20 protein-coding genes are annotated in these 19,984 nt (G+C 49.0%); 14 read left to right on the top strand and 6 right to left on the bottom strand.

The window, feature by feature from the left end; all coding sequences use genetic code 11:
- Positions 1–7: 7 nt before the first annotated feature.
- The 4 genes from BUC30_RS07965 to BUC30_RS07950 all read left to right on the top strand — a co-directional run bounded on the left by BUC30_RS07965 (position 8) and on the right by BUC30_RS07950 (position 3,779).
- Entirely contained in the window at positions 8–970 is a 963-nt protein-coding gene (locus BUC30_RS07965) for a DUF2156 domain-containing protein (protein WP_083555643.1), read from the top strand.
- A gap of 43 nt (positions 971–1,013) precedes the next feature.
- Complete coding sequence (locus BUC30_RS07960) at positions 1,014–1,457, top strand: hypothetical protein (protein ID WP_083555640.1); 444 nt, start codon at positions 1,014–1,016, stop codon at positions 1,455–1,457.
- Between the two features lie 137 nt (positions 1,458–1,594).
- The gene (gene nirJ1, locus BUC30_RS07955; RefSeq protein WP_073424338.1) at positions 1,595–2,767 is read left to right on the top strand and encodes a putative heme d1 biosynthesis radical SAM protein NirJ1; all 1,173 of its coding nucleotides are present in this window, start codon (positions 1,595–1,597) and stop codon (positions 2,765–2,767) included.
- A 22-nt stretch (positions 2,768–2,789) separates the two neighbouring features.
- Positions 2,790–3,779: an Lrp/AsnC family transcriptional regulator gene (locus tag BUC30_RS07950; protein ID WP_170861519.1), complete on the top strand. Its 990-nt coding sequence runs from the start codon at positions 2,790–2,792 to the stop codon at positions 3,777–3,779.
- A gap of 5 nt (positions 3,780–3,784) precedes the next feature.
- Here BUC30_RS07950 and BUC30_RS07945 read toward each other — a convergent pair whose 3' ends face one another.
- Positions 3,785–4,450 (bottom strand): hypothetical protein, encoded by a 666-nt coding sequence (locus BUC30_RS07945; RefSeq protein ID WP_073424336.1) that lies wholly within the window; start codon positions 4,448–4,450, stop codon positions 3,785–3,787.
- 134 nt (positions 4,451–4,584) lie between these two features.
- On the opposite strand from BUC30_RS07945, the gene hemA reads away from it, so the two are divergent.
- Both hemA and hemC read left to right on the top strand, forming a co-directional pair.
- On the top strand, positions 4,585–5,889 hold the full coding sequence (gene hemA, locus BUC30_RS07940) for a glutamyl-tRNA reductase (protein WP_073424335.1): 1,305 nt from the start codon (positions 4,585–4,587) through the stop codon (positions 5,887–5,889).
- 11 nt (positions 5,890–5,900) lie between these two features.
- Positions 5,901–6,986 (top strand): hydroxymethylbilane synthase, encoded by a 1,086-nt coding sequence (gene hemC, locus BUC30_RS07935; protein WP_073424334.1) that lies wholly within the window; start codon positions 5,901–5,903, stop codon positions 6,984–6,986.
- Positions 6,987–7,132: 146 nt separating this feature from the next.
- Here the strand turns inward: hemC and BUC30_RS07930 are convergent, their stop codons facing one another.
- On the bottom strand, positions 7,133–7,690 hold the full coding sequence (locus BUC30_RS07930) for a deoxycytidylate deaminase (protein WP_014545136.1): 558 nt from the start codon (positions 7,688–7,690) through the stop codon (positions 7,133–7,135).
- A gap of 54 nt (positions 7,691–7,744) precedes the next feature.
- On the opposite strand from BUC30_RS07930, the gene cobA reads away from it, so the two are divergent.
- From cobA to hemL, 5 genes are all read left to right on the top strand, one after another.
- Positions 7,745–9,379 carry a uroporphyrinogen-III C-methyltransferase gene (gene cobA, locus BUC30_RS07925; RefSeq protein WP_073424333.1) on the top strand — a complete coding sequence of 545 codons (1,635 nt, stop codon included), beginning with the start codon at positions 7,745–7,747 and terminating at the stop codon, positions 9,377–9,379.
- Positions 9,379–10,299, top strand: a complete 921-nt coding sequence (locus tag BUC30_RS07920) for an NAD(P)-dependent oxidoreductase (protein WP_073424332.1) — start codon at positions 9,379–9,381, stop codon at positions 10,297–10,299. The genes cobA and BUC30_RS07920 overlap by 1 nt, the downstream gene beginning before the upstream one ends.
- Before the next feature lie 5 nt (positions 10,300–10,304).
- Positions 10,305–11,270, top strand: a complete 966-nt coding sequence (gene hemB / locus BUC30_RS07915) for a porphobilinogen synthase (RefSeq protein ID WP_073424331.1) — start codon at positions 10,305–10,307, stop codon at positions 11,268–11,270.
- A 67-nt stretch (positions 11,271–11,337) separates the two neighbouring features.
- Positions 11,338–12,147: a mechanosensitive ion channel family protein gene (locus BUC30_RS07910; protein ID WP_073424330.1), complete on the top strand. Its 810-nt coding sequence runs from the start codon at positions 11,338–11,340 to the stop codon at positions 12,145–12,147.
- A 21-nt stretch (positions 12,148–12,168) separates the two neighbouring features.
- Positions 12,169–13,455 carry a glutamate-1-semialdehyde 2,1-aminomutase gene (gene hemL, locus BUC30_RS07905; RefSeq protein ID WP_073424329.1) on the top strand — a complete coding sequence of 429 codons (1,287 nt, stop codon included), beginning with the start codon at positions 12,169–12,171 and terminating at the stop codon, positions 13,453–13,455.
- Positions 13,456–13,553: 98 nt separating this feature from the next.
- Here the strand turns inward: hemL and BUC30_RS07900 are convergent, their stop codons facing one another.
- Genes BUC30_RS07900 through fabF form a run of 4 tightly spaced genes read right to left on the bottom strand, consistent with a single transcriptional unit; the run spans position 13,554 to position 17,469 of the window.
- Complete coding sequence (locus tag BUC30_RS07900) at positions 13,554–15,281, bottom strand: AMP-binding protein (RefSeq protein ID WP_073424328.1); 1,728 nt, start codon at positions 15,279–15,281, stop codon at positions 13,554–13,556.
- 18 nt (positions 15,282–15,299) lie between these two features.
- The gene (locus BUC30_RS07895) at positions 15,300–16,070 is read right to left on the bottom strand and encodes a polysaccharide deacetylase family protein (protein WP_073424327.1); all 771 of its coding nucleotides are present in this window, start codon (positions 16,068–16,070) and stop codon (positions 15,300–15,302) included.
- A 3-nt stretch (positions 16,071–16,073) separates the two neighbouring features.
- Entirely contained in the window at positions 16,074–16,205 is a 132-nt protein-coding gene (locus BUC30_RS16435; protein ID WP_015732488.1) for a hypothetical protein, read from the bottom strand.
- A 13-nt stretch (positions 16,206–16,218) separates the two neighbouring features.
- Positions 16,219–17,469: a beta-ketoacyl-ACP synthase II gene (gene fabF / locus BUC30_RS07890; protein ID WP_073424704.1), complete on the bottom strand. Its 1,251-nt coding sequence runs from the start codon at positions 17,467–17,469 to the stop codon at positions 16,219–16,221.
- A gap of 243 nt (positions 17,470–17,712) precedes the next feature.
- Between fabF and BUC30_RS07885 the strand changes: the two genes are divergently transcribed.
- From BUC30_RS07885 to tadA, 3 genes are all read left to right on the top strand, one after another.
- The gene (locus BUC30_RS07885) at positions 17,713–18,039 is read left to right on the top strand and encodes a hypothetical protein (RefSeq protein ID WP_139260811.1); all 327 of its coding nucleotides are present in this window, start codon (positions 17,713–17,715) and stop codon (positions 18,037–18,039) included.
- A gap of 385 nt (positions 18,040–18,424) precedes the next feature.
- On the top strand, positions 18,425–19,417 hold the full coding sequence (gene nirJ2 / locus BUC30_RS07875; RefSeq protein ID WP_073424703.1) for a putative heme d1 biosynthesis radical SAM protein NirJ2: 993 nt from the start codon (positions 18,425–18,427) through the stop codon (positions 19,415–19,417).
- A gap of 2 nt (positions 19,418–19,419) precedes the next feature.
- Positions 19,420–19,983 carry a tRNA adenosine(34) deaminase TadA gene (gene tadA, locus BUC30_RS07870; protein ID WP_244536550.1) on the top strand — a complete coding sequence of 188 codons (564 nt, stop codon included), beginning with the start codon at positions 19,420–19,422 and terminating at the stop codon, positions 19,981–19,983.
- Position 19,984 lies beyond the last annotated feature (1 nt).

The raw sequence follows: 19,984 nt of genomic DNA, 5'->3' as shown, positions 1-19,984 counted from the left end.
TGAAAGTATGCTAGAATTTCGAATTCCAGAACTTTCAGATCGAGAAAATGTGGCGAGGGCGGTGGCAGAATCCGGTTATATCGGGAGCGATGCTGCGTTTGCAAGCCTTTTCTTGTGGCGCAAAAAATATGGCACACTGATGGCGTTACAAAATGGTTTCCTTTTCCGCTATTATCAAGGCGAGGGGAGTCGTCGCGGTTACGCTTTTCCGCTTGGTGCCGAAGACCCGCGTGAAGCGCTTGACGCAATTGTTCAAGATGCGAAAGAATCGGGCCGTCCGTTGGAATTCTGCTTGGTTGATGAAACTCGTGCGCATATCCTTTGGGATTATTTTAAGAAGTCCATCCAGTTTGTAAATGACCGTGGCGATAGCGATTATATTTATTCTGCGGAAAGTCTTGCGACTCTTGCTGGAAATACGTATCGCAAAAAGCGAAACCATATTTCGAAATTCAACCGTTCGTATGAACATTATGAACTGCGCGAAATTACCGCTGATAACTATGTGGACGCTCTCGAAGTTGAAAAAAAGTGGCTGCAAAATTCTATGTCGGGCGAAGAGCCTTGTGAACCGACATGCGAATGCGAAGAAGCTGCTTGGGCAGAACGGTCTACGGATGAAAAATCGCGTATGGCGGAGCTTTGTGCAATAGAAGAAGCGCTTAAAAATTTTGATGCGCTTGGCTTGAAAGGCGCAATCCTTTATGTGAATAATGCTCCTGTTGGCATGACGATAGCTTCTGAAATAGCCCCTAGAGTCTGGGATATCCATTTTGAAAAAGTCATTGGCGAGTATGCGGATAATGGCGGCTATGCCGTTATCAATAAAATGTTTGCAGAAACGCTTACTGGTGTAAAACTTATCAATCGCGAAGAAGATATCAATATCGAAGGACTCCGCAAGGCAAAACTTTCGTATTACCCGCTTATTATTTTGGATAAATGCCATGCTCTCCAAAGTGCTTTCTAAATCATCTTGTGCATCGTGCAAGTTTTGCTGTTCCTTTAGGCGAATGAGCCTTTGGGAAACACCTCTTTTCCCACATGAAATTGCAGAGAAATTAAGTCACGAAAATGAATATGGCGTGGTGGGCGAGTTCCGCATGTCTCAAACGGTGCAGGGAGTGCGCTTTGGCCGCTTGGTGCTTGAAAATAACTATCGCACAGACGATCCCGAAGAAGAAGTTCCTTGCACGTTTTTGGATCCGCAAAAAGGTTGCATTTTGAAGGGCGATGATAAGCCGTTCGATTGCAGTATTTGGCCGCTTAGAATCATGGATAAGAACGGTGAACTTGTTATTGCGCTTACGCCTACGTGTCCAACAATTGGAGCAACGCCGGGTAGAAATCTTGTGGATCTCGTAAAATCGGGTCTTGGTGAAAAAATTTACGAGTATGCCAAAATACACCCCTACATTATCAAGGAATACCGTGAGGGCTTTCCGATTATCGGGTAGAAATTTGGGTCATGTAATGTTTTTTTGAATCAAAAAACATAAATATGGATACTTGTGGATGGCGGATTGCTGTCAGAATATTTCTATTTTTGGGTCATTCTTTGTAGTCGTTGTTTTTGTGTTTTTGGAAGACCCTGATGATCAGTATTACTAAGCTTTTGATGGATACCCCGAATTTCGGGGATTCTCTTCGTTATGAACCGCGTGCCCACGAATCCAAGAACGGTGTGGGCCCGGGCCGTGGTCCGGTGGTGGTGTGGAACTGCACCAAGACTTGCAACCTGAAGTGCGTGCATTGCTATGCCCGTTCAGAGGCTATCAAGTACCAGAACGAACTTTCACACGAAGAGGGAATCAAGCTTATTGATCAGCTTGCAGATTTCCATGTGCCGGTGATTTTGTTCAGCGGTGGCGAACCGCTTTTGCGCCCGGACTTTTTTGAACTCGCGAACTATGCGGCAAGTAAGGGCATCCGTCCGACGATTTCGACGAACGGCACTTGCATCACGCCGGATGTGGCTCAGAAGCTCAAGGCGATGGGCGTGGGCTACGTGGGCATAAGCTTGGATGGTTGCGAAGAAACTCACGACAAGTTCCGTGGCAAGCAGGGCGCGTACCAGATGGCTTTGCGCGGAATCCGCAATTGTGTGGCGACGGGCCAGAAGGTTGGACTCCGCTTCACGATTACAAAGTACAACTATCAAGACCTGAACGCTATTTTCGATTTGCTCGAAGCTGAAAACATTGATAGAGTTTGTTTCTATCACCTTGTCTATAGCGGTCGCGGAAGTGCGATGGTCGATAATGACTTGAATCACGAAGAGAGCCGCAAGGTGATGGACTTGATTATTGATCGCACTTTGGACTTTAAGAAGCGCGGTGTGAACAAGGAAATTTTGACGGTCGACAACCACGCCGATGCCGTTTATCTGTACCAGCGTATGAAGCGCGAAGACCCGGAACGCGCGAAGATTGTTCTGGATTTGATTCAGCGCAATGGCGGAAATCGCAGCGGTATGGCATTTGGCAATATCGATAGCATCGGTAATGTGCATCCGGACCAGTTTACGCAATATATCACGCTTGGTAACGTTCGCGAACGCAACTTTGGCGACATATGGACTGATGAATCGAACCCGATTATGGCGGGTCTCAAGAATCGTAAGCCGATTCTCAAGGGACGCTGCCCGAATTGCAAGTTCTTGAATTTGTGCAACGGCAATTTCCGTACGCGTGCTGAAGCCGTTACTGGCGATTTTTGGGCTGAAGATCCGGCTTGCTATTTGACCGATGAAGAAATTGGGCTGTAAAGCCCTTCGCGAAGTGCCGCAAATGTTGTGCCAAAAACTTCTCGCGATTATTCAAGACGGCTTTCCGTTAGTGGAACGCCCGTATAAGGCGCTTGCGGAAATATTGAACGTTTCAGAACAAGATGCTTTTGATGAAGTTGAGAAAATGCGCGCTTCTGGCGTAATTCGCCGTATTGGTGGCGTGTACGATTCCAAAAAACTCGGCTTTATTTCGAGACTTTGTGCAGGGAAAGTACCTGCTTCGTCGCTTGATTTTTCGGAGGAACCGCATGCGCTGACTTCGATGGAATCGTTTGCGACCGTCGTGATGGATGAACCTGCGATTACGCACAATTACATCCGCAGTCACGAATACAATGTTTGGTTTACGGTCATTGTCGAAAATGAATCCGCAATCCAGACGGTTGTGGACCGCGTGTGTGCTAAAACAGAATTGCACGATGTCCATGTCCTCACCGCCACGAAGAAGTATAAAATCAATACGGTGATGGGGAAGGGGGCTGGCGCACCTTCTAAAATCGTCTTTGCGAGCGCCGTGCGGCAATCCCCTGAGAACGCGTTAACAGAAGCTGACCGTACCCGCATCCACATTGCTTGTGACGATATCCCGCATACGCTCACTCCGTTTAAGGACTGGGGTGTTTCTTGCGATGAGCTTCGCGAAGACCTTGCTATAAAACGCATGCGCCGCTTTGGGGCGATCCTTCGCCATCAAGATGCGGGATTCCCCTGCAATGCGATGGTGTGCTTCTCTCGTCATTCTGAGGACCGAAGGAACGAAGAATCCAGTAAAATCTTGGCTCTTGCAAAACAACACTACATTTCGCATTGTTACGAGCGTCCGTCTTTTGAAAATTTCCCGTACAACTTGTATGCAATGATGCATGCTCAGATGCCTGAAGAATTAGATGCTTACATCAAGGAATCCGTGGCGTTGCTTGATAACCCGGAATACGTCGTTCTCCATTCCCTCAAGGAACTCAAGAAAACGAGCTTCAGATTTTTTGCGTAGTATCGCTAGAATCGATAGCCTATACCGATGTTGGTAATGCCCTTTGCGCCCCAAAGTAAAAACGGCACTTGAAATCGAACGGAAACGGGGTAGCCAATCTCAAAACCTAAAAGGGAAATGTGTCCCATGGGAATGACTCTATCGGACATAATTGAAATTCCCGCATCAAGTTCAAAAAATGGGTTGACGAATCCCCCTAAATTACCATTGATTTTTAGTTTTGCCATAACCGTGGTTATAGGAGGATCATATATAAACAAATTTAGGATAATACCTGTTTCGATGTAGTCAAATGCGTATCCGTAATCGATGGATACAGCTCCATAAGAGCAAGAAAAAAGTTTTTCACATTTATCATCAAATAAGTGGCTTAATCCGGCACCAAAATCAAATAGTGTTAAAAAGTCATACTCAAAGCCAATACTATGATGTTTGATTTGACTCTTTTTGTTTTGATTGGATCCGTTTGCCTTCGCCATGCTTGTATCGACTATGATTTTTTGCTTTTGGTCTTTTTTCCAAATGGTGTTGGTGTCGATAATTCCTTCGCCAGCTTGTGCGTTTTCTACATACGTTCCCATGTCCCAAGCGTTTGCATGGACCGCAAAAAATAGAGAAATAACAGCGCAGAGTAAAAATCTTTTTGTCATGCCCTTGAATAACTTAGCCAATTAATTCGGTTTCTATAATTTATATATAATAATTTTTTGAAAGAAAAAGTATTTTTCGATTAAGAAAATGCTTGTGTCATGGCGAAATACCCTAGATTGCATTTGGTGGAGTGTAATTTTTCTATCTTTGGGCTATGCGCAAAATTTACATGGCAGGCATGAGCCACAAGGTGGCTGAAATCGCAATTCGCGAAAAGTTTTATATCCCGATGGATGTAAAGACTGAGGCGTTAACACATTCTCCGTTTGATGAACTTTTGATTCTGGCAACGTGCAATCGCACGGAAGTCTATGTGGCGAGTGACCGTGAAATCACTGATGGTGAACTCGTTCGTTATGTGTGTGGACTTGCCCGTCAAGACTACGATGATTTTGCGAAGTTTTTTTATTTTAAGTCGGGTGACGATGTTGCGCACCATGTGATGAATGTGTGTGCCGGGCTTGATTCTGTCGCTATGGGCGAGGATCAAATTTTGCACCAAATTGGCCGTGCGTACGAAACGGCGCACCAGCTGAATGCGACGGGCAATACGCTGAACAAGCTTTTCCAGAGCGCGATCCATACGACAAAGCGTATCAAGACTGAGACGAACTTGAGCAAGCTCAGTTGCAATATTCCGTTCTTGGCGATGAAGCAAGTGCAGAAGACTTTTGACGATCTTGAAAATCGTACCGTGTACATCGTGGGGCTTGGTGAGATGGGCTCGCTGATGCTCAAGTATGTACAAGAGAATACGACCAAGATTTTTGCAAGTAGCAAGACTTTTGCAAATGCCGAAAAATTTGCAGATGTGCTTACGCCTGTGAAATTCGAAGACCGCTACGAAGTCCTTGGCAAGTGCGATGTCGTGATTCTCTGCAGCGCTTGTCAGGAACCGATTGTCACGAAGAATGAGTTTGAAAAGACAATTGCATTGTGTCATCCTGAGCGAAGCACGGTGTGCGAAGTCGAAGGATCCTGTGAAGGTTCGTCTGCTGTGACAGACCCTTCAAAGCGCTTGATTATCGATCTTGGTAGCCCGCGCAATGCAGAAGCTTCTATTGGTGAACTTTCGGGCGTTGAATACGTTTGCGTTGATGACCTTGAAAAGATTGTTTCTGAAAATCGTCGGTTGCGCATGATTGAACTTGATGCCGCTCAGAAAATTTTGAAAGAAGGCCTTGATGAATTCTTGCATTGGAACCGTATGGATGAGGTCTCCAAGCAAATTCATTTGCATGCCGAGAAAATGCTTACGACGGCGAATGAAGAATCTGAAAAGTTGTTGCGCTCCATGCCGGAACTTTCGGAAGATGACCGCCATCGCATCCAGATGATGTACGAACGCTTTGCGAAGAAAATGGCAAATGACTTTTTGTATAAAGTCAAGGCTGAAAATTCGCCTGAAGATGTGCAGGTGTTCCTCAAGTGCTTAGATTCGAAATCTCCTAGAAATTAGAGGGATTTGCTGTGAGTGAATTGAAATTACGTATCGCAACGCGCAAGAGTGCATTAGCTTTGGCCCAGACGACGATGGCGGCGGATGCTATTGTCGCTGCTAATTCTGTTATTGGGAATGCCGCCGATTCTAATAATGCCCGCGATTCTCTGACTTATGAACTGGTCTCCATGACAACCGAAGGCGATCGTCGTTTGGATAAGTCGCTGGCAAGCTTTGGCGGCAAGGGAGTGTTCATCAAGGAACTGGAAATTGCACTCCTCGAAGATCGTGCCGATATTGCGATTCACAGCTTGAAGGATATGCCTGCCGAAGTGCTGCCGCAGTTCAAACTTGCTGCAGTCTTGAAACGCGAAGATCCGCGAGATGCGTTCCTTTCGCGTGGTGGAGCTGCTGGAATCCGTTTTATGGATTTGCCTGCGGGTGCTCGTGTGGGTACGGGAAGCATTCGCCGTGTGGTGCAGCTGAAGGCGCTCCGCCCGGATTTGGAATATGTGCCGATTCGCGGAAACATCCAGACTCGCATTGGCAAACTTGCGGAACTTGATGGTGTTGTGCTTGCAGCGGCGGGCCTTAAGCGTATGGGCCTTGCCGATCAGGTAACGGAATACTTTAGCACTGAACAGATGCTCCCCGCCAGTGGTCAGGGAATCCTTGCGATTGAAACTCTTGCCGATTCTGACACTCGTCATCCTGAGCGAAGCACTGTGTGCGAAGTCGAAGGATCGAGGGCGATTTGTAACGACCTTGCGCAGATCCTTGCTCGCGTGAACGATGTTGCGACATTCTGCATCGCTTCTGCTGAAATGGCGTATTTAAAGGCGCTCAATGCCGGTTGCCAATTCCCGGTGGCGAGTTTCGCGGAATTTGTTTGCGAAAATAGTGCTGAAAATCGCGGCGCTTGTGGCGCACTCGAAGAGAATGCTAATAGAACTGCGCAGACTTTGAAAATCCGCGGCATTTACTGGGACGAAAAATCAGAAAAACTGCTCCGTGCAGAAGTCGCCGGAAACGTTGATTTGAAATCTGCGGACTCTGTCCAGCAATCTAAGAATTTGGGCGTCGAACTCGCCCGCGAAATTCAAAAGCAACTATAAATTACATTGTCATTCCCGACTCCGTTCGGAAATCGCCATCTTGTATCGCAAAAAAATATCCGCACATTTTTTGTGTGCGGACATGATTTTGTTTAGTCAAATCTTTTCGTCATTGCGAGTCGTGGAGTGACGTGGCAATTTATACGTTATTTCTTTTCTGGTTTCGACACAACGGGCTTGATTCGTTTGCCGCAAAGTGTTACGATAATTCCTGCCTGTGCGAACATGTAGTAAGCCGTGTCGCGGTTGTTGTTCAACGTAGATTTCGGATCATAATCGTCCTTGGTCACGAAAACTTCGGCAACACCTGAAAGGCTGATGTCCAAAGAGCAACGTTCGCACGGGAATCCAATCACGTAGAGCTTGGAACCAGGAGGAACCTTTCCGCGAGCGTAGTGGAGTGCGTTGATTTCGGCGTGGACCATGAACGGATACTTGTTTGCCTCGAATTCATGGTGGCTCAAAAGCTCGCCCGAGTCGGCGTCTAGCAAATCGTAAGCGAGGAGTTGCTTTTCGCGCGTATACGGAACGGTTTCGTCGTCAAATCCGGCGGGAGCTCCGTTGTAACCCGTGCTGATAACGCGCCCGTCGGCGCTTACAAGAACGGCACCCATTTGGGTATTTTGGTCTTTGGAAAGGCGTGCCTGGGCACACATCATCTGCGTATAGACTTCGTCGCGAAGCTTTGCTCTAGAACTATTCATGCTAAAAAATATAGGCAAAATTTTAATGGCGAAGTTTTTCTAAATTTGGTTTCGATGGAAAACTCGAATCATTTTGGCAAAGTTTATTTGATTGGCGCGGGTCCTGGCGATCCTGGGCTTTTGACCGTGCGTGGAAAGTCAATTCTTGAAAAAGCCGATGTTGTGGTTTACGATCGTTTGGTTTCACCGGGCGTGCTCTCGTTATGTAATCCGAAAGCAAAGATGGTGGATGTGGGCAAAATGCCGACGCACCACAAGGTGAAACAGTCCGAAATTAATAAACTCCTGGTAAAATTTGCCGTTGAAATGCCGGGTGCGACCGTTGCACGTTTGAAGGGCGGCGACCCGTTTGTGTTCGGTCGTGGTGGCGAAGAGGCTTTGGAACTTGTCGCTGCAGGCGTCGAATTTGAAGTTGTGCCGGGCGTGACCTCTGCCATTGCTGTGCCTGCCTATGCGGGCATTCCCGTGAGCCATCGTGGAATTGCAACAAGTTTCCATATCATCACAGGCCACGAAAAAGAAAAATCCGTCGTGGACCCTATCGCTGCACTCCAGGGTGACTGTCATTCTGGAGCCGAAGGCGATAGAATCCAATGCAATCTTTCGCTGGACTTCGAGACTCTCGCGAAGTGCCAGGGAACGCTCATCTTTTTGATGGGCATTGCCAATATGGACTTAATCGCACATCGATTAATTGAATGTGGCAAAGACCCGAAAACTCTGCTTGCATTTATCGAAAAAGGAACAACCCCGAACCAGCGTACCGTTATGGCAACGCTTGAATCAGCGGGCGAGACCATTGTCCGTGAAAATGTGACGGCACCCGCAATTACGATTATGGGTGGCGTGGTTGAACTGGGCAAAACTCTTGCTTGGAAAAAGAATTTGCCGCTTTCGGGTAAGCGTTTGGTTGTAACGCGTGCCGCAAAACAATCTAGTGGAATTACAGCTCGACTGACAGCCCTCGGTGCCGAAGTTATCGAAACCCCGATGATTGAAACACGGGATGTTTTCCCTTGTTGTCATGCCGGACTCCGTTCCGGCATCTCCAATTCTTCTGAAAATAAGGTTGCTGAGCCTGTCGAATTCGAAGACCTCAAAAATTTTGACATTCTTGCTTTCACGAGCACGAACGGTGTTGAATGTTTCTTTAAGCAGTTGTTTGCTGCGGGTTATGACGTACGTGTGCTTGCCGGCAAGAAAATTGCAAGTGTCGGAAAGATTACCGAAAAGAAGTTGCTTGAATACGGCATCCGCTGCGATTATGTTCCTGAAGACCATACCGGTGAAGGACTAGGTCTGTTGCTACAAAAAGTGGTTGGCGACGAATCCCGAATTCTTCTTTTGCAGGGAAATCTCGCTGACGATACTTTGCTCAAACTCTTACCGAAAGCAACACGTTGGATTGTTTACGAAACACTGCCGATTGCTGAACTCCCGGATTGGAAACGTGAAGCTATTGCCTCTGCTGATGCAGTCGTCTTCGCCAGTTCTAGCGCTGTCGAGAATTTTAGCAGTATTGTTTCCACACATTCCGAAAACGCCTCTCGTCTTTCATTCTGCATAGGTCGCATGACTGAAGCTTCCGCGAAAAAGCATGGCTTTGAAACCGTCACCTCCGACGAAACAACGATGGATTCGCTCGTCAAAAAAATCGTGGAATATTACACGATGGGGGAGAATGCTTAATGAAAGCTATTCTTATCATCGCTCACCATTGCATTTTGCCGGGTGCATACAAAGGATTCGAAGAAATCCTCGACCGCTTGCATCATGATTTGCCCGGTACGCGTGTGGCGAGCACGAGTTTGTTGGATTTGGAAAATGACCTCCGCACGCTTTTGCGCGAAGATGTGGAATCGGTGACGCTTTTGCCGTATTTGCTGTTGAATGGTCAGCATACAAAGAATGACGTGCCGCGTGTTGTTGCAAAATTGCAGGCGGAATTCCCGCAAATCCCGATTACGCTTTTGCCTTGCCTTGGCGATTGGAAAGAATTCTCGAGCATGGTTGTCGCCGGTGTCCGCTCGGCTCAGAACGCGTGTACTTGTGCCCCTTTGTCATCCTGGAGCCACGAATGTGGCGATAGGATCCACTCAGAGCGCGCCCATAGCTCAAACCTCTTCTCCATCGAATTGAATCTCGAAGGGCGTAACGTTCTCGTTGTGGGTGGCGGTCGCATTGCTCTGCGCAAGGTGAAAACGCTAATCCCGACTGGCGCTCATATTACCGTTGTCGCACCGCAATTCGACCCAGAATTTGAGATGCTCAAGGCTGACGAGCCGTCTTCTATCACATTAAAACAGCGCCCGTACGAACCGCTTGACTTGCGTTGCGTTTTCATGGTCTTCATTTGTACCGACCAGCCTGCTGTAAATGCCCAAGTTTCTAACGATGCACGCGCTCGTCGCATTCTCGTGAATAACGCTTGCGATTACCTCGACGGCGATTTCATTGTGCCTGCCCGCATGGATTTTGGCGAAAACATTGCCGTGACCGTCTCTACGCAGGGCCGCGCTCCTTCGCTCGCGAAAAAGCTCAAGCAGAAAATCCAGACCGAATGGGCAGAAGACCTTGTGCAAATTGAAAAAGATTTCAAAAAGGAATAGTTATTATGATTATTCGTCCTCGTCGTTTACGTAGAAATGAAGTTATCCGCAACATGGTTGCAGAAACTGCTGTAAATCCCGATGCCCTCGTTTACCCGATGTTCGTGGTTGAAGGAACGGGCGTCAAAGAAGAAATCCCGTCTATGCCGAACCAGTTCCGTTTCTCGATTGATGAAATCTTGAAGGAACTTGAAAGCTGTGTCGCGCTTGGCATCAAGTCCATTTTGCTGTTCGGTATCCCGGATCACAAGGACGAAATGGCAACTTCTGCATACGATAACGATGGCATTGTGCAGCGTGCAGTACGTGCCATCAAGGCGAAGTTCCCGAGTTTGTACGTGATTACGGACGTGTGCCTTTGCGAATACATGAGTCATGGTCATTGCGGCATCATTAAGGATGGCGATGTGGATAACGATCCAACGCTTGAACTTTTGGCAAAGACCGCTGTTTCTCAGGTGGCTGCTGGTGCCGACATGGTGGCTCCGAGCGACATGATGGATGGCCACATCACGGCTCTCCGCGAAGCTCTTGACAATGCGGGCTTTACAAATACGCCGATTATGGGTTATAGCGCAAAGTTCGCTAGCGCTTATTACGGTCCGTTCCGTGATGCTGCTGATTCCGCTCCGCATTTCGGCAACCGCAAGAGTTACCAGATGGACGTGCGCAATGGTCGCGAAGCGCTCCATGAAGTGGAACTCGATCTTGAAGAAGGTGCAGATATCGTGATGGTAAAGCCTGGCCTCGCATTTCTCGATGTGCTTCGCCAGACGGCTGAAATCAGCAATGTGCCGGTTGCTGTGTATAACGTAAGTGGTGAATATTCGATGGTCAAGGCTGCTGCAAAAATGGGCTGGATTGATGAAAAATCGATCATCCGCGAAAACATGATTGCGTTCAAGCGTGCTGGTGCAGATATCATCATCACGTATCATGCCAAGGAAATTTTGGAAAATAAAATTCTGTAAAATAAGATTTTGTAAAAAGGCAATCCCGGAACAGAGTCCGGGATGACAATTAAAAAAGGATGCTAAAATGAAAGAATACGAAGCTTTCTTGAAAAATATCGGTGTCACGAATGCTATTGCTCAGGACATCGTTGAAATTGCGACAGTGCTTATTGTTATCGCCGTTATCTTGGCGATTATCAAGTTTATTCTTAGTTTTGCCATTAAGAAGGGCGCTGATGAATCGGTAAAACCGCTACTTTATTCGCTGTTCTCTTATGCGCTGTACATTGTCGGTTTGCTCATGATTCTGCATATTCTCGGTGTGAACACCGCTGGAATCGTGACTGTAATCGGTGCCGCTTCTCTTGCCATTGGCCTTGCTTTGAAGGATACGCTTGGCAACATTGCGTCGGGAATCCTATTGCTGTTCCTCCATCCGTTCCGCGCTTCGGATTATATCGAATGCGGTTCTTTGAAGGGAAAAATTGTGGGCGTGGGTCTTTTCAACACGACTCTTATTTCGTTGGATGGTCTTTATGTTTCTGCACCGAACAGCATGTTGTGGGGCGCTCCGATTGTCAACTTTAGCCGCAATCCGAGCCGCCGCCTTGATTTGGCTTTTGGCATTGATTATGCGGATTCTGCTGAAAAGGCGATGAACGAAATGAAACAGCTCGTCGATAACGATCCTGAAGTTTTAAAAAGTCCTGCCCCTTCATTCTTTGTGTCTGCGCTTGAAGATAGCTCGGTGGCTGTCAATTTGAGAATTTGGGTCAAGACCGCAAATTACTGGGATATGCGTTGCAAGTACATGAAGGCTGTGAAGGAACGCTTTGACGAAGTCGGTATTTCTATCCCGTTCCCGCAGCGCGTTGTGCATATCGTAAAGGAATAATCTGCAAGGCAGGGCTTGTATATGAATCACTCTTTAAGCGAAAAGTTGTTTGCAGAAGCAAAAACGCTCATGCCGGGCGGCGTGAACAGTCCTGTGCGTGCGTTTAGCAATGTGGGGGCGACTCCTCCGTTTATCAAGCGCGCCAAGGGCAGCCACATTTACGATGTGGATGGCAACGATTACATTGATTATGTGGGCAGCTGGGGCCCGATGCTTTTGGGGCATGCGCACGATGCAGTGATTAAGGCTGTTGCCGATACGGCTCAGAATGGACTCAGCTTTGGTGCTCCGTGCGGTCTTGAATCGGAACTTGCGAAACTCGTGATGAGCCTTGTGCCAAGCGTCGAGATGATTCGCATGGTGAATAGCGGAACCGAAGCGACGATGAGTGCGATTCGTGCGGCTCGCGGTTTTACCGGTCGCGATAAGATTGTGAAATTCGAAGGCTGCTATCATGGCCATAGCGATAGCTTGCTCATCAAGGCAGGCTCGGGAATGCTCACGACGGGCAAGCCGAGCAGCAAGGGTGTGCCTGCGGATTTGGCAAAGTACACGCTCACGCTCCAGTACAACGACGTGGCTGGCGTGCGTGAACTTTTTGATAAAATCGGCGACGAAATTGCGGGCGTCATCGTGGAACCTGTGGCGGGCAACATGGGCGTTGTGCCTGCGAAGCCTAAGTTCTTGCAAACACTTTCGGAAGAGACGAAAAAGCACGGAGTTTTGCTCATTGTAGACGAAGTTATGACCGGTTTCCGCGTCGGTATTCATTGCGCACAAGGGCTTTACGGTATCAAGCCGGATCTTACCACGTTCGGTAAGATTATCGGCGGTGGCATGCCGGTGGGCGCTTATGGCGGTCGCTTGGACGTGATGCAGCAAATTGCCCCGCTCGGTGGAATTTATCAGGCGGGGACGCTTTCGGGGAACCCGGTCGCGATGGCGGCAGGGCTTGCCACTATGCGTGAACTGCATACTCATCCGGAATACTATGTACACGCTGAAGCCATGACGAAACGCTTGATTGCTGGGCTTAAGACTGCGGCAACTGAAGCGGGTATTCCGCTTGCGACAAACCAGGTCGGTTCCATGGGCTGCATCTTCTTTACTGAAGGTCCGGTTACATGCTTTGCAGATGTGCAAAAGTCTGACTTGGAACTCTTTCGTCGCTACTTCCTCGGGATGCTCGACGAAGGATTCTACTTTGCGCCGAGCCAGTTCGAAGCCATCTTCGTGAGCGCCGCTCACACCGAAGAAGAAATCGACCGTACCATTGAAGCCGCGAAGCGCGTTTTCAAAAAATTGTAGCGGCGGCGCATCCCGTTAAGCGTTACCCTAGCGGTCCGCGCATCTTGTTAAAACGAACGCATCTCGCAAAAAACGCACCCCGAAGGGTGCGTTTTTCATTATTTCTCGTCTGACGTTTCGCTTGCTGCGTTTTCCGCATTCGCTTCGTCCGGCGCAGTCACATTCTCAGCCGTATCCTTATCGCGGATGGTCGCGCGGCGAATCTTTCCGCTGATTGTCTTTGGCAGTTCCGTCACAAAGTCAATGATGCGCGGGCTCTTGTAGCTTGCTGCAATGTTCTTTGCAAAAAGCTGGATTTCTTTTGCCAATTCCTTGGACGCTTCGTAACCCTTCTGCAAAACGACCGTTGCCTTGACCGCCTGACCGCGAGACTTGTCTTCGACGCCCGTGACAGCCACTTCCAAAACAGCAGGGTGCTTGTGCAGCACTTCTTCCACTTCGAAGGGGCTGATGCGGTAGCCAGAACTCTTGATCAAGTCATCGGTGCGGCCCACAAACCAGAAGAATCCGTCCTTGTCGCGGTAAGCCGTATCGCCAGTGTGATACACGCCGCCTTCAAAGACTTTTTCGGTGCGTTCTGAATCGCGGTAGTAACCGCCGAACATGCCAAAAGGCTTGCCTTGGTCAATCTTGATGATAAGCTCACCGACTTCTTCGGCGGCACAGGGTTTACCTTCGGCATTGATGATTTCCATCTGGTAGCCTGGAGAGGGTTTGCCGATAGAACCCGGATGCGGTTCGCTAAAGCCAAAGTTACCCGTGGTAAGCGTAAGCTCGGTCTGTCCGTAGCCTTCCTGCATGCGGATGCCCGTCTGCTCGAAGAACCTGTTGTAAATGTCCAAGTTCAATGCTTCGCCAGCGGTCGTGCAGTATTGCAAGCTCGATAGGTCGTACTTGCTGAGGCCATGCTGCAAAATGTAGCGGTACACTGTCGGCGGTGCGCAGAATGTCGTCACCTTGTATTCTGCCATCTTCTCGAGGAGCTTGCCCGGGATGAACGTGGTCATGTCGTAAGTGAATACGGCGCTTCCAGCAATCCACTGCCCGTAAATCTTGCCCCAGAGAGCCTTGGCCCAGCCTGTTTCGGCGACGGTCAAATGGCGTCCTCCGTCCACAACGTGCTGCCAGTACTTGGCGGTCACAATGTGTCCGAGTGGGTACGTATAAGTGTGTGCCACCATCTTCGGATTTGAGCTCGTGCCACTCGTGAAATAGACGATCATGATGTCGTCGTTATGCGTAGCGGCATCGCCAACGGGGCGTTCAAACGTTGATGGGAAAAGTTCGTAGTCATCGTAGAAGCTGATCCAGTTTTGGCGAGCGGTCTGACCAACGGTCACGAGCTTTTCGACCGATTCGCACTTGGATTTTGCCTTGTCCACTTCCTTTTGCAAGGCGGGGTCGTCGTACGTTACGACCATCTTGATTTCGGCGGCGTTGAAGCGGTATTCCAAATCCTCGGCGGCGAGCATGTTCGTTGCCGGGATGGCGATTGCGCCAATGCGGTGCAGAGCGAGCAAGAAAAACCAGAATTCGTAGCGGCGGCGCAAGATGAGCATCACGCGGTCGCCCTTCTGGATACCTTGTTCTACAAGGAAATTCGCCGTGCGCTGGGAGGCAAGCGACAAGTCCTTGAACGTGTAAATGTGGCTTTCATCGTTATCGTCACACCACACGAGGGCTTCACGCTTCGGCTCCGTCTTGGCATATTCGTCAACAACGTCATAAGCGAAGTTAAAATCGTTCGGAATCGTTATCTTGAAATTTTTATACAAGTCTTCATAAGACTTGTAATCAATTTTAGATAGAAACTTATTTAAAATCATCTGTGCGAAGTCCTGAAATTACAAGTCCTTGTACATGATTTTTTCGCGCAAGGTCGAAATGTAGCGCACCATGTTCAAAATGCGTTTTTCTCCAATCGTTCTGAAGTCTTTATCGTGGAACACCAAGCGATGGACTCCACCTGGCAAGAGCATACGAAGGCAAGCGTAAGTCTGCGCGATACCGAGAATCGGGGTGGGCAAAATCGAGAAGCTAAGCGTTGCAGAGTTCGTCTTCTTGATGTTTCCTTTGACCTTCTGGTAAATGCCATGGAAATCTTCGTAGTAGTCGAAAATTTCGAGAGCCTGTTCCTTGAGGAACTTGTTGCCAAACCAGACCGGCGGGATAAAGCCGGAGGGCTTGCCGTTGCCGTGTGCTTTCCAGAGAGCAAGGCTGCGCTTGAGGAGTGCTTGCGTGAAGCGTTCGTCGATGCCTGCAAATTCGGCTTCGTTGTTCGAAACGAGGAGCGCTAGCTTGCCTGCAATGCTACGGTTCAGCGAGAGGTCTGCGCGGTGGCGTGCACCGTGGAGCATAATTTCGTAGCCTTCCTTGACAAACTTGTCGAGTTCTTCACGGAACTGTTCGGCTTCGGATTCCGGGGCAGCACCAAATGCGGGGATGACCGCAATGCTGATGGGGGAGCCTGCCGCTTCTGCAAGCTTTCTGATCTGGACGGACGCCTTCTTGAAGTTGTTCACGCTAAAGCTGTGGTAGCAAAGGATGAACTTCTTCTTCTTTTGGAAGGTTGCTTCGGCCGCTTGGATGTCGGCGATATCTTTATTCTGTTCCATAAGCTACTCTTGTTCTTTAGATTTTGTGGAAACTTCTTCTTCCAACTTCTGCGAAATGAAGAGGTGGTAGAAAAAGAACAATACTGCGCTGCAGATGGTTGCTTTAACCCAGGATTTAAAAAGCCAATCAGACATAGCGGCTCCTTTGTTAATCTTTAAACTTTTTGATGACAACGATACCGTTGTGACCGCCAAAGCCAAGCGAGGCAGATACAGCAACGTCGATGTTTCCTTCAACGCCCTTGTGCGGCACGTAGTCGAGGTCGCATTCTGCGTCCGGGTTGTCTAGGTTGATGGTGGCGGGGTAGAACGAATCACGGATGGCGAGCGTGCTAATCATCGCTTCGATAACGCCTGCTGCACCGACGCAGTGGCCGGTCATGCTCTTGGTGCTAGAGACCTTGATTTTATAGGCATGTTCGCCGAGAGCAATTTTAAGCATCTGTGTTTCGGTGAGGTCGTTCAAATGCGTCGAGGTACCGTGGGCATTGTAGTAGTCCACATCCGTCGGGGCGATACCCGCATCCTTCATAGCCTTGATCATTGCCTTGGCGCAAGTTTCTCCACCCGGGCGCGGGCTTGTAATGTGGTAAGCATCGGCAGAAGAACCGTAACCGGCGACTTCGGCGTAAATCTTTGCACCGCGGGCCTTGGCGTGTTCGAGTTCTTCGAGCACGAGGATGGCTCCTGCTTCACCCATGACAAAACCGCTGCGGTCCTTGTCGAACGGGCGGGATGCTTTTTCGGGGGCGTCGTTGAACTTGTCGGTGAGGGCGTGCATGCCCGCAAAGCTCTTGATGGAGTAGTCCGTGATGGCGCTTTCGGAACCGCCGGCGAGGCAGACGTCAAGCCTGCCCGAGCGGACGGCGTCAAGGGCAACGCCGATGGCGTCCGTGCCGGAGGCACAGGCGGTGCAGACTGTCCAGGCAGAGCCTGTGATGCCAAGAGCGATGGATACGTTGGCGCATGCTTCGTTTGCAATCAGTTCGGGCATGGCGAGTGGCGAGACGCGGCGGCGGCCACCTTCGAGGTACTTGCAGTAAGTTTCTTCGACAACGTCCATGCCGGCAAGACCGTTACCTGCGACAATGCCGGTCGTGTCAGCGGCGATTTCTTCCTTCGTTAAGCTTGCGTCCTTGACCGCTTCGTTAGCGGCGGCAACGAGGAACTGCGTGAAGCGTGCCATGCGGCGGGCTTCCTTCGGGTCGATTCCGTGTTCTTCGGGCTTAAAATCCTTGACTTCTGCCGCAATTTTCACTGGGCAGTTCGTGGCATCGAACAATGTGATCGGACCGATGCCGCACTTGCCTGCTTTAATGGCGTTCCAAAGTTCGGGGGCGGACTTGCCTACGGGGGTCACCGCACCCATACCAGTAATAACAACTCTTCTTCTATTCATAAAAATCTGCATTGTCATTCCCGCCACTGAGCGGAAATCTCCTTTTCGGATCGTTCTTTTCTAAAATAGTATTTTTGCAATGGGAACGATAATTATATAGTGGTATAATAGGATATATTGCAAAAATGACGTGGAAAAATAACTTTTTTTGACATTTTTTATTATTTTGTTGTCAATAATCAAACTATCGAAGGAGAAAATGTGAAAAAATTTACTCTTGGTACCGTAATTGCTGCAACTGCCTTGTTCTCTGCTTGTAGCGATGATTCCTCTTCTAGCACTCCGTCTCATGTGGATTCGTGTGATCTCAATGCTACGATGTTGAGTCTTCCTGTTCATGCATGTGTGGAATCGAGTGATGCGACCAATGCAGAATCATTGTGCAATGAAAAATTGGCTGCCGCAGTTTCCAAGCTCGGGGGTACGACAACTTTTGGCTCCGGCTGTCCGTCGGGATATGTGAAAACCTGCCAAACAGAATATGATGGCAGTCATTTTAACGTTTTAATCTACGATCAGGTTCTTGGTGCAATGGATTGTGATCAGATTACATCGTTACTCGAACAGTAATTGAAATGCAATCGTTCCCGCCTCTGAGCGGGAAATTTTTTCTTGTGATCAGAATACTATTGAAGAGCCTGTTGATCACATTTGTTACGAATCGTCTGAAGAAAATTTTATGGAATGTAAAGATGGTTCTATGCCTTTTCAGCGTAAAACAACCCTTACTCGTGGGAGAGGATGCCCCAGTGGTGCTTTGAAAATATGTGATGCAGAACTGGTTCCTGGACATCCCTATACTATTTATGTCTACAATGAAGAAACTGCGCAAATGAGCTGTAGACGCATTCGCGGTTTTTAATCGCAATGGGTATTATTGCGTTGCCCGGATTTTTACTTCCGGGCATTTTCTATATTTGCAGGTGAAAAAAATATTTTGAATGAGGTCTATGGCATGATCGTCTCTTGGATGACAACTAATAAGTGTAACTTGACGTGCAAACACTGCTATCAGGATGCTGGCGAAAACAAGTCTGCAGAACTTACGACATCAGAAGCGCTCAAGCTCATTGACGAGATTGCGAAGGCCGGATTTAAGATCATGATTTTTAGCGGTGGCGAGCCGATGACGCGCCCAGATATCGTGGAACTTGTGGCTCATGCCCGCGAACGTGGACTCCGCCCGGTTTTTGGCACGAACGGAACGCTCATCACGCATGATTTGGCGTTCAAGCTCAAGGAAGCGGGTGCTATGGCCATGGGTATCAGCGTCGATAGCATTGATCCCAAGCGTCATAATGATTTCCGCGGCCTTCCGAACGCCTTTGAACTCACGTTGATGGGTATTGAAAACTGCAAGGCGGCGGGCCTCCCGTTCCAAATCCATACGACTATCATGGACTGGAACCAGAACGAAATCTTCGACATCATGGACTGGGTCAAGGAAATCGGTGCCGTGAACCACCAGATTTTCTTCCTCATTCCGGTGGGTCGAGGCAAGGAAATCGAAGGTCATGCGCTCCGTGTTGCCGAATATGAAGGCTTGCTCCGTAAGATTATGGAAAAGAGCCGCACGCTCGGAATTCCAGTGAAGCCCACATGCGCTCCGCAGTTCCTTCGCATCGCAGACCAGCTCGACATCAAGACTCGTTACAGCCGTGGTTGCCTTGCTGGTCTTGACTACTGCATCGTAAGCCCGATCGGCAAGGTTCGCCCCTGCGCCTACATGATGGAAGAAGCGGGCGATGTTCACGACACTCCGTTCGATGAAATCTGGGCGAACGCCGAAATCTTCAAACAGTTGCGTACAAAGGCTTACAAGGGAGCTTGCAGTAAGTGTAAGTTCAACGACCGCTGTGGTGGTTGCCGCGCCCGTGCCGCTTATTATCACGACGGTGACTACATGCAAGAAGACTCCTACTGCGCGTACGGAAGAGGAATAAAGTAGGTATGAATAACGTAACCGATAGCAACGCCAATCACTCGTCACTCGCCAAGGTTGGTGAGCCTGTCGAACCACGTCTTTCGTCTGATGATGAACGTTTCATGCGTATGGCGCTTCGCCAGGCGCAGATTGCTTTTGACATGAAGGAAATCCCCATCGGTTGCGTCATCGTAAAAGACGGAGTCGTAATAGGGAAGGGCTACAATCAAGTCGAACAGCTCAAGGATGCGACTGCTCATGCCGAAATCATTGCGATTGGCACAGCCGCAAGCACGCTCGACAACTGGCGCTTGGACGGTTGCACGCTCTACGTGACGCTTGAACCTTGCCCCATGTGCGCTGGCGCTATCCTCAACAGCCGTGTTTCCCGCATTGTTTACGGTTCTCCGGATTCCCGTTTTGGCGGCTGTGGCACCACCATCGATGTCATTACCGGCAACGCCCTCAAGCGCGCCGTTGAAGTCACGGGAGGTATTCTCGCAGACGAATGCCTTGGTCTTCTGAAAGGCTTTTTCCAGCAGATGCGCCTTGAAAAAGGCGATTCCGGTAACAAGGGCGACCGCGCTTAAG

The organism is Fibrobacter sp. UWB7 (assembly GCF_900142945.1).
Classification (GTDB): Bacteria; Fibrobacterota; Fibrobacteria; order Fibrobacterales; family Fibrobacteraceae; genus Fibrobacter.
The sequence above is the reverse complement of the archived record's forward strand: the minus strand, read 5'-3'. Positions and strand labels throughout refer to the sequence as shown.

What these genes read in the sequence shown, in the direction of transcription:
- fabF (WP_073424704.1), bottom strand. Translation starts at nt 17,469, where the DNA reads ATGAATAGAAGAAGAGTTGTTATTACTGGTATGGGTGCGGTGACCCCC.
- BUC30_RS16435 (WP_015732488.1), bottom strand. Translation starts at nt 16,205, where the DNA reads ATGTCTGATTGGCTTTTTAAATCCTGGGTTAAAGCAACCATCTGCAGC.
- BUC30_RS07900 (WP_073424328.1), bottom strand. Translation starts at nt 15,281, where the DNA reads ATGATTTTAAATAAGTTTCTATCTAAAATTGATTACAAGTCTTATGAA.
- BUC30_RS07910 (WP_073424330.1), top strand. Translation starts at nt 11,338, where the DNA reads ATGAAAGAATACGAAGCTTTCTTGAAAAATATCGGTGTCACGAATGCT.
- BUC30_RS07950 (WP_170861519.1), top strand. Translation starts at nt 2,790, where the DNA reads ATGTTGTGCCAAAAACTTCTCGCGATTATTCAAGACGGCTTTCCGTTA.
- nirJ1 (WP_073424338.1), top strand. Translation starts at nt 1,595, where the DNA reads ATGATCAGTATTACTAAGCTTTTGATGGATACCCCGAATTTCGGGGAT.
- BUC30_RS07960 (WP_083555640.1), top strand. Translation starts at nt 1,014, where the DNA reads ATGAGCCTTTGGGAAACACCTCTTTTCCCACATGAAATTGCAGAGAAA.
- BUC30_RS07920 (WP_073424332.1), top strand. Translation starts at nt 9,379, where the DNA reads ATGAAAGCTATTCTTATCATCGCTCACCATTGCATTTTGCCGGGTGCA.
- hemB (WP_073424331.1), top strand. Translation starts at nt 10,305, where the DNA reads ATGATTATTCGTCCTCGTCGTTTACGTAGAAATGAAGTTATCCGCAAC.
- cobA (WP_073424333.1), top strand. Translation starts at nt 7,745, where the DNA reads ATGGAAAACTCGAATCATTTTGGCAAAGTTTATTTGATTGGCGCGGGT.
- BUC30_RS07965 (WP_083555643.1), top strand. Translation starts at nt 8, where the DNA reads ATGCTAGAATTTCGAATTCCAGAACTTTCAGATCGAGAAAATGTGGCG.
- hemA (WP_073424335.1), top strand. Translation starts at nt 4,585, where the DNA reads ATGCGCAAAATTTACATGGCAGGCATGAGCCACAAGGTGGCTGAAATC.
- hemL (WP_073424329.1), top strand. Translation starts at nt 12,169, where the DNA reads ATGAATCACTCTTTAAGCGAAAAGTTGTTTGCAGAAGCAAAAACGCTC.
- tadA (WP_244536550.1), top strand. Translation starts at nt 19,420, where the DNA reads ATGAATAACGTAACCGATAGCAACGCCAATCACTCGTCACTCGCCAAG.
- BUC30_RS07930 (WP_014545136.1), bottom strand. Translation starts at nt 7,690, where the DNA reads ATGAATAGTTCTAGAGCAAAGCTTCGCGACGAAGTCTATACGCAGATG.
- BUC30_RS07895 (WP_073424327.1), bottom strand. Translation starts at nt 16,070, where the DNA reads ATGGAACAGAATAAAGATATCGCCGACATCCAAGCGGCCGAAGCAACC.
- nirJ2 (WP_073424703.1), top strand. Translation starts at nt 18,425, where the DNA reads ATGATCGTCTCTTGGATGACAACTAATAAGTGTAACTTGACGTGCAAA.